The organism is Streptosporangium sp. NPDC005286 (assembly GCF_040607515.1).
Classification (GTDB): Bacteria; Actinomycetota; Actinomycetes; order Streptosporangiales; family Streptosporangiaceae; genus Streptosporangium.
In genome coordinates, this window is sequence record NZ_JBEXGU010000123.1 from 16045 (window position 1) to 28696 (window position 12652).

At 72.3% G+C, this 12652-nt stretch carries 11 protein-coding genes and 2 pseudogenes; 3 read left to right on the forward strand and 10 right to left on the reverse strand.

Annotation, left to right across the window (positions count from 1 at the left end; translation table 11 throughout):
• Positions 1-45: 45 nt before the first annotated feature.
• Entirely contained in the window at positions 46-678 is a 633-nt protein-coding gene (locus tag ABZU75_RS33010) for a DUF4232 domain-containing protein (RefSeq protein WP_355562827.1), read from the reverse strand.
• Here ABZU75_RS33010 and ABZU75_RS33015 point away from each other — a divergent pair.
• The gene (locus ABZU75_RS33015; protein ID WP_355562830.1) at positions 677-832 is read left to right on the forward strand and encodes a hypothetical protein; all 156 of its coding nucleotides are present in this window, start codon (positions 677-679) and stop codon (positions 830-832) included. The genes ABZU75_RS33010 and ABZU75_RS33015 overlap by 2 nt on opposite strands.
• A gap of 131 nt (positions 833-963) precedes the next feature.
• Here ABZU75_RS33015 and ABZU75_RS33020 read toward each other — a convergent pair whose 3' ends face one another.
• The 5 genes and pseudogenes from ABZU75_RS33020 to ABZU75_RS33040 form a co-directional block, all read right to left on the reverse strand.
• Positions 964-2868, reverse strand: a complete 1905-nt coding sequence (locus ABZU75_RS33020; protein ID WP_355562832.1) for a S9 family peptidase — start codon at positions 2866-2868, stop codon at positions 964-966.
• Positions 2869-3112: 244 nt separating this feature from the next.
• On the reverse strand, positions 3113-3424 hold the full coding sequence (locus ABZU75_RS33025; RefSeq protein WP_355562834.1) for an SDR family oxidoreductase: 312 nt from the start codon (positions 3422-3424) through the stop codon (positions 3113-3115).
• Positions 3425-3497: 73 nt separating this feature from the next.
• Positions 3498-3803 (reverse strand): annotated as a pseudogene (locus tag ABZU75_RS33030) (SDR family NAD(P)-dependent oxidoreductase); the annotation flags it as partial.
• Between the two features lie 104 nt (positions 3804-3907).
• Complete coding sequence (locus ABZU75_RS33035; RefSeq protein WP_355562836.1) at positions 3908-5239, reverse strand: hypothetical protein; 1332 nt, start codon at positions 5237-5239, stop codon at positions 3908-3910.
• A gap of 103 nt (positions 5240-5342) precedes the next feature.
• A complete protein-coding gene (locus ABZU75_RS33040) occupies positions 5343-6380 on the reverse strand; it encodes an alcohol dehydrogenase catalytic domain-containing protein (protein WP_355562839.1) in 1038 nt (345 codons plus the stop codon).
• Positions 6381-6633: 253 nt separating this feature from the next.
• On the opposite strand from ABZU75_RS33040, the gene ABZU75_RS33045 reads away from it, so the two are divergent.
• Both ABZU75_RS33045 and ABZU75_RS33050 read left to right on the forward strand, forming a co-directional pair.
• Positions 6634-8070, forward strand: coding sequence for a glutamate--cysteine ligase (locus ABZU75_RS33045; RefSeq protein ID WP_355562842.1), 1437 nt, complete (start codon positions 6634-6636; stop codon positions 8068-8070).
• An 88-nt stretch (positions 8071-8158) separates the two neighbouring features.
• On the forward strand, positions 8159-9205 hold the full coding sequence (locus ABZU75_RS33050; RefSeq protein ID WP_355562844.1) for a hypothetical protein: 1047 nt from the start codon (positions 8159-8161) through the stop codon (positions 9203-9205).
• 66 nt (positions 9206-9271) lie between these two features.
• On the opposite strand, the gene pcp is transcribed toward ABZU75_RS33050, so the two are convergent.
• The 4 genes and pseudogenes from pcp to ABZU75_RS33070 all read right to left on the reverse strand — a co-directional run.
• The gene (gene pcp / locus ABZU75_RS33055) at positions 9272-9898 is read right to left on the reverse strand and encodes a pyroglutamyl-peptidase I (RefSeq protein WP_355562846.1); all 627 of its coding nucleotides are present in this window, start codon (positions 9896-9898) and stop codon (positions 9272-9274) included.
• Entirely contained in the window at positions 9895-10272 is a 378-nt protein-coding gene (locus ABZU75_RS33060) for a DUF393 domain-containing protein (protein WP_355562849.1), read from the reverse strand. Before ABZU75_RS33060 ends, pcp begins: the two co-directional genes overlap by 4 nt.
• Before the next feature lie 28 nt (positions 10273-10300).
• The gene (locus tag ABZU75_RS33065; RefSeq protein WP_355562852.1) at positions 10301-12154 is read right to left on the reverse strand and encodes an endonuclease/exonuclease/phosphatase family protein; all 1854 of its coding nucleotides are present in this window, start codon (positions 12152-12154) and stop codon (positions 10301-10303) included.
• Between the two features lie 85 nt (positions 12155-12239).
• Positions 12240-12652: pseudogene (locus ABZU75_RS33070) on the reverse strand (hypothetical protein); the annotation flags it as partial.

A 12652-nucleotide genomic window follows, 5' to 3' on the forward strand; every position in this document is an offset into this window, starting at 1 on the left:
AGCGAGGCGGGGTCCGGGAAACAGGCCCGGACCCGGTTCGAGGAGCTAAAGGCGCGCCCCGGAGGCCATCGGGGTCACGTCCAGGCGGCCGTCGTCGCAGACGGCCGCCTTGAACGGAATCTCCAGGTGCGCCACCTCGTCCGGCGGGATGATCATCAGCCGTGCGGAGGCCGGGCACGACCGGCTCCCGCCGGGCACCTCGCTCCAGTGCAGCCTGGCGTGCGCGCTCGCTCCGGGGCGCAGGGTGATCCGCCGGGGCTGGACGCTCTCCCTGCGCGTCCTGGTACGCATCGCGTCGCCGCTGCCGTCGATCATGATCAGGCCGACGAAGCCGTACACCCAGCAGGTCCCGCTGGAGGTGTTGGTGAACACCAGCGGCGCGTAACGCTGTCCCGCTCCGGCGTCCACCCTGCCGACGCGCGCCGCGAGCGCCTCGGCGCGACAGCGCCCGGCGGCGGTGCCGCTGTCCGCCACCCGCAGGCCCGCGGCCTGGACGGCGACGGCGGGGCGCGCGGGGGCGGAGCTTGGAGAGGCGGGGGAGAAGCTCGCGGGAGCGCTGCCGGCAGCCGGGGCGGCGCTCCGGGCGCGGGAGGCGGGCAGGGCGCACGCGGTCGCGGCCGCCAGCATGGCCAGCGCCGAGGTGGCGGCGAGCAGTCCGGCGCCGATGGAATGTTTCATGGTCCGTTGGACGCGCACCGCGCCCGCTTTGTTGCCGTACCGGGCCTACGTCGAGTTGGACGGCCTCGCCCCCGGAGAGCCGATCGATCTGGTCACCGCGATGCTGGAAATGATCGACTACGACGGGGGCCGGCCCCTGACCTGCCTGGCCTGACCCGGTTCCGGGCCTGCCGGGGGCGAGGCGGACGGGTGCCGCTCGGCTCCGCTACGCGGCGACCCTCCGGGAGGCCGTGGAAACGGCGCGGCGGAAATCCCCGGCGTCTCATCGCCGGGGAGCAGGTCCGGTCAGGACAGGTGGCGAGACCACCACTCCAGCACCGCCTCGAAGCGCTGCAGGCGGTGCTTCGGGCGCCCGCCGCGGCTGAGCTCGTGTCCCTCGCCGGGGAAGAGCAGGAACTCGGCGGGGGTGCCGTTGCGACGCAGCGCGACGAACATCCGCTGTGCCTGCTCGACCGGGCAGCGGATGTCCTCCTCGGAGTGGACCACGGCGAACGGCAGCGTGATCCGATCGGCGTGGTAGAGCGGGCTCATCGCGCGCTGTGTCTCGATGTCGGGACCGCAGTAGGCCTCGGCGAAGAACCAGCCGATGTCGGAGGAGCCGGTGAAGGAGTCCCAGGCGTTGACCGCGCGCTCGCTCCAGGCGGCTCGGAACCGGTCCCCGTGCCGGGCGGCCAGCCAGCTCGTCATGAAACCGCCGTAGGAGCCGCCCATCACGCCCACCCGTCCGGCGTCGCACTCGGGTCGCTCCAGCACGGCGTCGAGCAGGGCCAGCACGTCGTCGGCGTCCACGGTGCCCAGCGCGCCGATCACCGACCGGCCGTGCGCCTGTCCGTATCCGGAGGAGCCGCGCGGGTTCGGCAGGACCACCGCGTATCCAGCGCCCGTGTAGACCTGGGTCTCGTCCAGGAAGGCCCATCCGTGCTGGTGGAACGGGCCGCCGTGCACGTTCAGCAGAACGGGATGCGGGCCTTCGCCCTCGGGCAGGGCCAGCCAGCCGTGGACCGGGTAGCCGTCGGCGGAGACGGCGGTGATCTCCAGCAGCGGGCTGATCCCGGCGAGGGTGCCGGAGAAGTCCGTCAGCGGCCCGTCAGGGGTGACCACCTCGCCGGGGCTCGCGGGGGTGGACACCACCGCGACCACCTGCTCGCCGCAGGAGGTGAAGGACCTGACGCCCGCCCGCTCGCCCAGGATCGGGACGAGTTTCTCCAGCGGCGTGTCGAGGGCGCCGGAGGGGACCAGCCGCAGCTCGACCGCGCCGCGCACCCGCACCGCGACCAGGACGCCGTCCCGCAGCGGTACGGGAGGCAGTGGCTCGCAGTCCACCGACTCCTCCTCGGTCAGCCGGGTCCCGGCCACTGTCCCGGCCGCTGTCTCGCCGGCGATCCGCAGTGGCGCGTGGTAGAGGCCGACGTTGCGGGCCACCGCGTCGAGTCCGGAGAACTCCGTGCCGAGGTAGAGCACCTTTCCACCGGGCAGGGCGACGGGATGCTCGGCGGAGCCGTCGCTGCGCACCGCGAGGATCGGGGCACCCCCGCCGGCCGGGACGGCGTACACGTCCGTGTGCAGGCTCTCACCGTCGAGGTCGCGGGGGGCCGAGATCAGCACGTGCTCGCCGTCCGGTGTCCAGCAGGGGGACTCGACGTCGTAGGGTCCCTCGGTCAGCCGTACCGGCACCGGGATGTCCGCGAGGGCGTTGACCACGAACAGGCTCTGCCGCCGGTCGAGGGTGAAGCCGATTCCCTCGGTCCGGTAGCGGAACCCGGTGATCCGGCGCGGTGCCTCGGCCTCGGCGCCCACGCCCTCCTCGGTGCCGTACCGGCCCGGTTCGGCGACCCGGGCGACGAACGCGATCCGGCGCGAGTCCGGTGCCCAGACCGGGACGCCCGCGCCCAGCGGCAGGTCGGTGACCGGTCGGCCCTCACCGCCGCCGGTGGGCATCACGTGCAGTTGCGGGCTGCCGTCGCCGGCGCGCAGGAAGGCGACCCAGGCGCCGTCGGGGGAGATGCGCGGCGCGCTGTCGCGCTCGCCGAAGGTGAACCGGACGGGCGGGCCGTCCTGCGGCACCCGCCACAGGCTCCCGGAGTAGGCGTCGGCCTCCAGATCGGGCCGGGCCACGTCGACGAGAAGGAGATCGCCATGGAGGGTGACGCTGCCGGGCACGTTGAGCAGGGCGAGGTCTTCTGGACGCATGGTTAACGACGCTATCACCGTCTTAACCGTTTATATGAGCACTTAAAGCTCTGTGGCTGCCCCGTTTTGGCTGGTCGTTGCGCTGCGTCCTGTTCTTCGGGGAGGAGGATTTTTTATCAGGCCTCATTGAATGAAAGGACAGGCCGGCCATTGATGGTGTGTGCCGCTTTTGCCGGAGGCCCGGGTTTCACCCGGCCGGCGATGGCCGATGCTCACCCCGGTCCGTCGCCGTCGGTGGGTCCGTCTACCAGGGGATGGGGCCCTCCTGCGAGCTGAACGTGCCGGTCGGGCCGTCGTCGCCGAGGGTCGCCATCCGTACGGCCACCGCCGCGCCCTCGGCCGCCGTACGGGTTCCGGTGTGGCCGGTCAGGTCGGTGGCGCAGTGGCCGGGATCGACGGCGTTGACCAGGATCCCGGACCCGCGCAGCTCGTTGGCGTAGAGCACGGTGAGCGCGTTGAGCGCGCTCTTGGCCGAGTTGTAGGCCAGCATCGGCCACGCGACGTTGAGATCGTCCCCGGCGGAGGTGAGGCCGACCGAGGCCAGCCGGGTCGTCATGTTGACGATCCTGGCCTCGGTCGGACGCCAGCAGCAGCGGGATCATCGCGTGGGTGACGGTGACGACCCCGAAGACGCCCACCTCGTAGGTGACCCGCATGTGCTCGGTGGTCACCTCCGCCGGGGCCACACCGAAGTCACCGCAGGTCGCGGCATTGTTGACCAGTACGTCCAGCCGCCCGAACCCTTCACCGACGATCTTGGCCGCGCTCGCGGCCGCCGCCGGGTCGGTGACGTCGAGCAGTACGGGACGGGTGCCCTCGGGAGCGTGGCTCTCGTCGCGGACCCCGGCGAACACGGTCATCCCGCGCTCGGCGAGCTGCCGGGCGATCTCCCGGCCGATGCCCCGCCCGGCCCCGGTGACCAGTGCGATCTTCACAGGTTCTCCTTTGCTCAGTGCGCACGGTCTGGGTGCGGCCTCTTGGAAGCGACCTGTGGATCGCTGTGGATCGGTTAGGGCGCGCCGCGCCGCGGCGAGCCGGTTCAACGGCGAACGGGACGTGGCCGCCGGGTGCGCCGGTCGGGCTCCGTCCGGACTCCCAGCCGGTGGAAGGCGAAGCCGGCACCGCCGCTGAAGCGGGCCAGGCGCACCTCGGGCTCCTCGCGCGCGGGCTCGGCGCCGGGATCGATCACGGCCTCGTAGGCGTGGCGCTCTCCCTCGCGGGGCGGGACCGGGACGCACCGGGCACGCGGGTTGACCGCCTGGACCACCGCGTCCAGGGCACGGTCGCCGTCGCCGCCGAGCTCGGCCAGCCAGGTGAGCGGGTCGGTCTCCCGGAAGATCGGTGAGTCGGTGAAGCCGAACCTCACCCGGAGCGGCCCGGTGACCTCGACGTCCAGGCCGACGTAGGAGCCCGGCTGAAAGGTCGGATGCAGTTGCAGCACCCTGCCGATGGCGGCGGCGTCGTCGCCGGGGACGTTCATGGCCGCGCGGAGTCTGCCCGCGGTGAGGCCGGCCAGTCCGACGAGCACCCGGGGCCCCGCGCTGCGGGCGGCCGGCTCGCCGTAGTGGTCGCTCATGCTGAGCAGGTAGCCGCGGAAGAGCAGGTGGCTCTGAATCGCCACCTCCTCCAGCGCGGTCTGCAGCGCCGCGTGCGAGAGGTCCTCCAGCTGGAAGTCCGTGTCGAAGGGGCCACCGTAGCCGTCCAGCCCGCCGGGCTCGGCGGAGAGCCTGCCCGAGGTGATCGGCAGCCGGGCGAGCAGCGACCCCGCCACCGAGGCCTGGTTGGGGTGCGGCGCGAGGGGCTCGGCGGCGTCGGAGATCTCGACGCGCCAGTGGCAGTGCGGCGTCCGGCCGGGAGGCACCCGGGGCGGGCGGTGCACCGGCAGGAACCTCGCGCGGGGGTTGGTGGCCGACCCCGTCGCGTCGAAGGTGGGGTCCTCGATGGTGTGGCACATGCCGCGGACCCAGTCCTCGCCCATCGGCTCGACGTCGAGCAGCGCGCCGCAGTGGGCCAGTTCGAACTCACCGTGCCGCTCGTCGATCAGCCGCAGCCGGAAGTCCATGAACTGCGGCGGCGCCCCGATGTCGAGCTGGAGGTTCTTCAGGATGGTCGAGACGGTGTCACCCCGGAAACCCAGGGCCTCCTGCATCCTGACCGAGTAGATCGGGCTGGCGGCCGCCCATTCCTCGATGGCGACCCGCTCGGCCTCCTGCCTGCCGCCGAGCTCCAGGACCATCGGGACACCGACGCGGTCCTGCAGGTGGCCGTGGAGCAGCCACTCTCTGCCGAGGACGGCGAGCGCCCCGCGAGAGAGGCGTTCCAGCCGGAAGCCGGGATCGAAGGGGCCTGAGTAGTCGGGCAGCACTGTCACGTCGTGTCCTTCGCCGAACCGGGACCCCCAAACTAGACACGTGTCCAGGTTTTGGTCAACAAAAAACTGAAACGTGTTCTCTTTTGGTTCGCGGCCCGTGCCGTCAGCGCAGGGACGGAATGATCATTGTGACGCCGGGGACGGATCCGATCGAGGCGAGCGCGCCTCCCGCCTCCTGGAGGCCGATGGAACGGGTGACCAGCGCGTCCGGGCGGAGGGTGCCGTCGGCGACGGCCGCCAGCATCGCCGGGTAGGCGCGCGCGGCCATGCCGTGGCTACCGAGAAGTTCGAGCTCGTAGCCGATCACCCGGCCCATCGGGAGCGCGGTGAGCCCCGGCAGCAGGCCGATCTGGACGTGGCGTCCCCGGCGGCGCAGGCTCTCGATCGACGCCGCGCATGTCCCGGGGCTGCCGAGCGCGTCGATGGAGACGTGGGCGCCCCCCGAGGTGAGCTCCACGACCCGGGCGGGGACGTCGGCCTCGGCCGGGGCGGCATTGACGCAGGCGGTGGCGCCGAACGCGCCGGCCATCTCCAGGGCGCCCGCGGAGACGTCCACGGCGATCACCCTGGCCCCGGCCGCGGCCGCGATCATGATGGCGGACAGGCCCACACCGCCGCAGCCGTGCACGGCCACCCACTCGCCGGGCCGCACCTGGCCCACGGCGTTCACGGCCCGGTAGGCGGTGGCGAAGCGGCAGCCCAGGCTCGCGGCGGTGCCGAAGCTCATCTCCTCGGGGAGCCGCACCAGGTTCACGTCCGCGTGATCGATCGCCACGTACTCGGCGAAGGAACCCCAGTGGGTGAACCCCGGCTGGGTCTGACGCTCGCAGACCTGCTGCTCGCCGGCCGCGCACGCCGCGCAGGAACCGCAGGCGCAGACGAACGGGACGGTCACCCGGTCACCGGGCCGCCACGAGGCGACGCCCGCGCCCACCGTCTCGACCACCCCGGCAAGCTCGTGCCCCGGCACATGGGGAAGGACCCGGATGTCCGGGTCGTGGCCCTGCCAGCCGTGCCAGTCGCTCCGGCAGAGCCCGGTGGCCTCCACCCGGATCACCGCTCCGCCGGGCGGGGGCTCGGGGGCGGGCACCTCCCGAACCTCAAGCTCGGCTCCAAAATCGTCGAAGACCACCGCTCGCACCCGTGCACGCTCTCTTCCGGCTACCGGCCGCCGCCTCTCGGCCCCACTCGGACCTGACACTACTCAATCAGGCCCCGCCACCGTTCCCTTCCCGGCGCCCGCGAGGCATCGTGGGAAGCCAGGGGAGACGCGGCAAGGGGCCCCGACGTGCCGCGCGTCCTCGTCTGCGGAGGGCTGTGACGAAAGCCCTGATTAGAAGGCGCAAGCTGGGAGAGAGGGAGGGAGCACGAGGACCAACTGATCGGACGGTGTGATGGGGCAGAAAGTCGACAAGGACCGTTACTCCGAGGCGGAGTTCATCCGCTTCGGGGAGAGATTGGCGGAGCAACTCGGCACTCTCCGCGAGGTGCTCGCGCGGCCCGGTTTCGGGGCCGGTCCCGTGACGATCGGGGCTGAGCTGGAGATGTTCCTCATAACGCCCGACGGCCGCCCGCTGCCCCGCAACCAGGAGGTGCAGGCGGTCGCCGCCGATGACCGGCTCACGCTGGAGCTGGGCAGGTTCAACCTGGAGGCCAACCTGACCCCGCTGCCGATCGCCGGGCGGCCGTTCACCGCCATGATGCGCGAGATGCGGGAGATCATGGCCGTGGTGGACACGGCGGCCGAGACGCAGGGCGGGCAGGTCGTGGTGATCGGGATCCTGCCCTCACTGAGCGAGTTCGACTTCACCCACGAGGCGCTGAGCGGTGAGGGGCGCTACCGAGCGCTGGCCAGGGGCATGCGACGGCTGCGCACGGAGCCGTTCCGGGTGCGCATCGAGGGGGTCGAGCTGCTGGAGCTGGAGGTCAAGGGGGTGATCCTGGAGAGCGCCAACACCTCCTGGCAGGTCCATCTCCGCACGCCTCCCGCCGACTTCGCCCGCGTCTACAACGCCGCCCAGCTGGCCATCGGCCCGGTCCTCGCGGTCAGTGGCAACTCACCCGCCTTCCTGGGCAGGCAGCTCTGGGAGGAGACGAGGATCGCGCTGTTCGAGGAGGCCGCCGACGACCGGGACGTCGAGCGGCTCGACCGCAGGGTCCGGCGGGTGGCGTTCGGCTCCTGCTGGGCGCGGAGCGTCGAGGAGCTGTTCGAGACATGCGTCCGGGACTACGAACCGGTGCTGCCGATGAGCTCGGTGCCGGAGGAGGTGCCCGCGGGCGGCGTCCCGAAACTGGCCGAGCTCCGGCTCCACCAGGGCACCGTGTGGCAGTGGAACCGGCCGGTCTACGACCCGGTCGGCGGCGGCCATCTTCGGGTGGAGATGCGCGCCCTGCCCGCGGGGCCGAGCGCGGCGGACATGGCGGCCAACAGCGCGTTCCTGCTCGGGCTGACCGCGGCCCTGGCCCTCCATCCGGTGGAGGAGTTCCCCTTCGCCGGGGCCTACCGCAACTTCTACCGAGGCGCGATCCACGGCCTGGACGCGCCGCTGAGCTGGCCCGGCCTGCGCGAGGAGGTCCCGGCCTGGCGGCTCGCCCTGGACCTGCTGCCGGTCGCCGAGGCCGGTCTCGGCAGGATGGGCGTGGAGCCGGGCGAGATCCGGTGGGCGCTGGACATCGTGCGGGAACGCGTCACGCGCCGCCGTACCGGTGCGATCTGGCAGCGGAAGGCGCTGGCGGGCATGGGGGGCGACCAGGCGGCGCGGGCGCGCCTGGTGAGCCGGTACCGGGAACTGTCACGGACCGGGGAGCCCGTCCACACCTGGCCCTTCTAACTACAAAAGGGATTTGAGTAAAGGCATACTCATGAACTCCGTATCTTGATCCGCCGATCCTGGCGAGACCGGACAAGGAGACCCCCACATGAGTCAGATGAAGGCCGCGCCGGCAGAGCCGTTCGGGTTGAAACGGGACGCCGGCGGCCTCGCGGCCGGGATCAAGGTCCTGGAGAAGGAACTCCAACGGGTCTCCCTGGACACCGTGCTGGCCAAGGCCAATCGCGTCGCGGCCAGAAAGGGATCGACCGGTGCCGGGGCGTTCGCCAAGATGACTCCCAAACCCGTTGACTGGTACTGCTTCGACGCGAACGACAACGTCACCAGGGAGTGGTACCCCCAGGGCCTGACCTCCGCCTCCGACGCCGGGATCGGCGGGAACACGTTCGTGGTGAGCTGGTACCACTCGCCGGCGTCGGGGGCCGAGCGGGGCGTGCGCCTGACCTTCCTGAACACAGCGACGCTCCGCTACCGGCACGTCCTGCTGGTGCGGGTCGCCGCCGACGGGAACATCGCGCCGATCAACATCCACGCCGGCGGCGTCGCCTGGTACGGCGGCCTGCTGTACGTCGCCGACACCACGCGGGGCCTGCGGGTGTTCGACACCCGGCAGATCTTCGAGGTCAACGGGGAGGGCACGGCCGAGATCGGCAGGAAGGGCGGCAGGTACGAGGCGTTCGGCTACCGGTACGTGATGCCGCAGACCGACGCCTGGACCACCACCAGCGGCACGGTGAGCTTCTCCTACACCGCCGTCGACCGCAGCACCACCCCCCACACCCTGATCTGCGGCGAGTACGTCGACACGGCGGGCACGGTCGGACGGGTGGCCCGCTGGTCGCTGACCGCGCAGGGGGCACCGAACGCCCCCGCCGGCGGCGTCGTCCAGGCCGTGGACGCCTACGCGCTCCCCGTGAGCAAGGTCCAGGGCGCGCTCTCCTACAACGGCACCTGGTACCTCAGCCAGACCGCGGGCGCCGCGGGGAACGGCACCCTGGTCGTGGTCGGCGACACGGTGCGCAGACGGCCCTACCCGGTGGGGCCTGAGGACCTCACCTGCGTCCGCGACAAGAAGACGCTGTGGAGCGTGACCGAGTTCGCGGGCCGCCGGGTGGTGTACGGCGTGCCGCTCTGACCGGCGGGCCGCCTTTCCCCGGAACGGGGACGAAAGGAGCGGACGGCCCCGACGCGGGGCGCCCGGTCAGTGCAGGGAGCCACCGACCAGGCGGAGATCACCGCCCAGCGAGACGGAGACGGCGGTGGTCACGATCGCCGTGAGCGCCTGGGCGGACACCGAGACGGGCATGGAGGGCCTGGCCTCGCCGAGGACCTGCTCGGGGCTGTACGGCAGGTGCACGAAACCTCCGCGGACCCCCGGCCGCTCGGTGGCGATCAGGTGCATCAGGCCGTAGAAGAGGTGGTTGCACAGGAACGTGCCGGCGCTCTGCGAGACGCTCGCGGGCACCCCGACCGCCCGCGCCGCCGCCACGCACGCCTTCACCGGCAGCGTGGCGAAGTAGGCGGCAGGGCCGCCGCGTACCACCGGCTCGTCGATCGGCTGCCGCCCGGCGCTGTCCGGGACGCACGCGTCGTCGAGGTTGACGGCCACCCGCTCCACGGTCACGTCCGGCCGCCCTCCGGCCTGCCCGACGCACACGACCACCGCCGGATCGTGCTCGGCCACCGCCGCGCGCAACTGTTCGAGCATCTCGCCGAACCGGCAGGGGAGCAGCGCGGTCCGCACCCCGGGCACCAGGGCGATCGCCTCCCACGACGGGTTGCCGCCGCCGTCGAGCGGCTCGAACCCGGTGAGCAGGACGCCCTTCATCGGCGGTCCGGAGGCAGGGCACAGGCGGGGGTGCCGCCGGGCAGGCGGTGCCGGTTGCCGGCGATCAGGCGGTAGAGCCCCTGGGCCGCCCAGCGCAACGGCGGGACCCGCAGCGCGAACCCCAGCGGGCTCCACGGGAGACCGGCGGCGATCAGCAGCCTGGCCACCGCCTGCGCCCCGCCGTGCACACCGCCGTCCTGGACCCAGAGCACCTCGCGCTCGGCCCGTTCGCGTGTCACGCCCAGCGCCGGAAGGTCGGTGAACTGCCAGGGGACGACCAGGGCGCGAACCCCGATGCGGCGCTCGGCGAACCTGACGCTCGTCGTGCAGAAAGCGCAGTCGCCGTCGAAGATCAGTACAGGTCGTCCTGTCATGCACCCGACACTACCCAGCGGAACCCGATCAAGGCCCGGCGACCAGGGTGACCGCTATCGGGCGGTGGTCGGAATGTGGGACATCGGGGTTGACCTGGTCCTTTCCGGTGAAACCCGGGGTGACGAGCACATGGTCGATCTGCTCGACCGAGTGTCCCCCGGACGGAATGGTGTTGAACGGCCTGGCCGGGGCGAGGGGGTCGGTCAGGCCCGCGCCGGTCAGCGCCTCCCAGGCCCGGTCCCCGGGCTGAAGGTTGAGGTCGCCGGCCACGATCACCGGGGCGCCGCCCCTGGAGGCCTCCCTGACGACCCCGCCGAGCTGCTCGACCTGGTCGAGCTCGCGCCAGCCCGGCGGAGGCTGCAGGTGGGTGCCGATCACGGTGATGTCCCCGCCCTGCCAGCGCAGCCCGACCTCCAGCGCCTGCGCGCCGGTCGGTCCGCCCTGGACCAGCACGTGGTTCCTTATCGAGGTGATCGGCAGCGTGGTGAGCAGGGCGTCGCCCCACACCTCGTCGGTCGCCGGGGCCCAGATGTAGTGCATGCCCAGCCGCTCGGCGATCAGCCGCACCCCGTCGTGGCCGCCGTTGAGCAGCCAGCCCCGGTCGGCCTCGCTCAGCACCACCACATGCGGCCGCAACTCCCTGAGCGCGTCGGCCTGCTGCTCCAGGGAGAGCCTGCCGGACTCGCCGTACCCCATCCTGATGTTGTAGGCCGCGACCCGCAGCCCGTCACGCGGTGCCTCCCAGCGAGGCCGCTCCCCCTGCCAGAGGGGCACGGCCGCCACCAGCACGACCGCGGCCACGGTGGCCGCCGCGAACCGCCGGTCGTAGGAGCGGCGCGGCAGACCCGTGCCGCCCGCCAGACCCAGGACCGCGACGACGAGCGCCGCGCCGACCGGCACCCACTGGTTGGAAAGGTAGAGGTCGTAGGCGGCGTAGTAACCGAAGACGAACACGACGAACAGCAGCATGCCTCCTGCCGCGGCCAGGCCCCGCCGCGCCGCCCTGTCCGGGCCGAAGGTCGTCGCGGCGTGCGCCAGACAGGCGCCGAGCGCGAGCTGGCCGATGATCTGCGCGGCGATCGTCCAGCCGGGCGCCACACCGTGGACGCCGTCCACGGTGGCCCTGCCCAGGGTGAACGCCACCGCCGAGGCCACCAGGGCGATGGCGGGCGGGATCGGGCGGCGCAGCACCGGCAGCGCGGCGGGCGCCGCCGACACCACCGCGAACGCCGCCACGATCACGGCGGCGGCCTGCTGGGCGGATACGGTCGCCGCCTGGGCGTGCGCGGTGTTGCCCGTGTAGAGACCCCAGAGCAGCAGGGCGGGGCCGATGGCCAGCCAGGCGCGGGGGGCACCGGAGTACTCCTCGTCCGGGAGTTTCGCCCGGATCAGGAACAGGCCGAAGAGTCCGAGTTCCACAGCCAGCAGTGCCCACGGGATCGCTCCGGGCCGCCACATCAGGTCGATGCCGTCCAGCGCCGCGTGGATCACCGTGGAGGCCGCCAGGCCGGCGATCACCCCGGCCATCACAGGCCGGGCGTCCCGGCCGCCCATCGCGGTCGCCACCAGCCAGACCAGGCCGGCCAGCAGGCCGAGGCTGGCCACGTACAGCTGCGGGTCCCCGCCCCCGGTCAGCTGGAGCGCCAGCCGGGCCAGGAGCAGCAGGCATCCGGCACCGAGGGCGATCAGCCGCGGCTGGACGAGTCTGGCCAGCGGGACGGTCAGGAAGGCCAGGACGAACCAGGAGAGGGCGTACAGGCCCATCATCTCCGCGGGAGTGCTTCCCGCCCGGCCGAAGAGCGTGATCAACGAGGGCAGGAAGACCCGTAACACGTCGACCAGCACGACCACGCCGAGGGTTGTGTCCAGGCGGATCCGCATGCTACCTCCAAAGAACGCGAGCTATCCTCGTCTTCTTTGCGGTGCATGACAAGGGCCGGTCCGCCCGGGGAGGAAAGATCCGTCTTCAGGGGGCCGAAGGTTCCTCTCCGGAGTTCCCGGAGTTCGGGGGATGGACAGGCCCGCTCGGAGCGGTCGAGGGGCCGGCGGCCCCGTTGGCGGTACTGTCGGCGGCCCCGTCGGCGGCGGAGCCGTCGAGGTGGCGGAAGGCCTCGTGCGCCGAACGGACACTGTCGCGCAGCGCCTGCTCCAGGTGGCCGGCGTCCTCGGTCAGCTTCCCTATCTCCGGTACGGCGAAGACGTCCGCGCCCGACTCCGCCAGGAGTTCCTCGTAGCGGGGAAGCCGTGAGCGGAGTATCTCGATCTGCTCGTGGGCGCGTAGCGCCCGCTCGGCGTCGGACACGTGGCCCGCGTAGCGTTCCAGGGCCTCCACCCGCGCGAGCACGGCGGCCTCGCTGGCGGCCAGGGCACGCTCCAGCG

Coding starts and splice junctions, on each gene's coding strand:
- ABZU75_RS33015 (WP_355562830.1), top strand. CDS start 677: ATGGTCCGTTGGACGCGCACCGCGCCCGCTTTGTTGCCGTACCGGGCC.
- ABZU75_RS33010 (WP_355562827.1), bottom strand. CDS start 678: ATGAAACATTCCATCGGCGCCGGACTGCTCGCCGCCACCTCGGCGCTG.
- ABZU75_RS33020 (WP_355562832.1), bottom strand. CDS start 2,868: ATGCGTCCAGAAGACCTCGCCCTGCTCAACGTGCCCGGCAGCGTCACC.
- ABZU75_RS33025 (WP_355562834.1), bottom strand. CDS start 3,424: ATGACGACCCGGCTGGCCTCGGTCGGCCTCACCTCCGCCGGGGACGAT.
- ABZU75_RS33045 (WP_355562842.1), top strand. CDS start 6,634: ATGGGGCAGAAAGTCGACAAGGACCGTTACTCCGAGGCGGAGTTCATC.
- ABZU75_RS33050 (WP_355562844.1), top strand. CDS start 8,159: ATGAGTCAGATGAAGGCCGCGCCGGCAGAGCCGTTCGGGTTGAAACGG.
- pcp (WP_355562846.1), bottom strand. CDS start 9,898: ATGAAGGGCGTCCTGCTCACCGGGTTCGAGCCGCTCGACGGCGGCGGC.
- ABZU75_RS33060 (WP_355562849.1), bottom strand. CDS start 10,272: ATGACAGGACGACCTGTACTGATCTTCGACGGCGACTGCGCTTTCTGC.
- ABZU75_RS33065 (WP_355562852.1), bottom strand. CDS start 12,154: ATGCGGATCCGCCTGGACACAACCCTCGGCGTGGTCGTGCTGGTCGAC.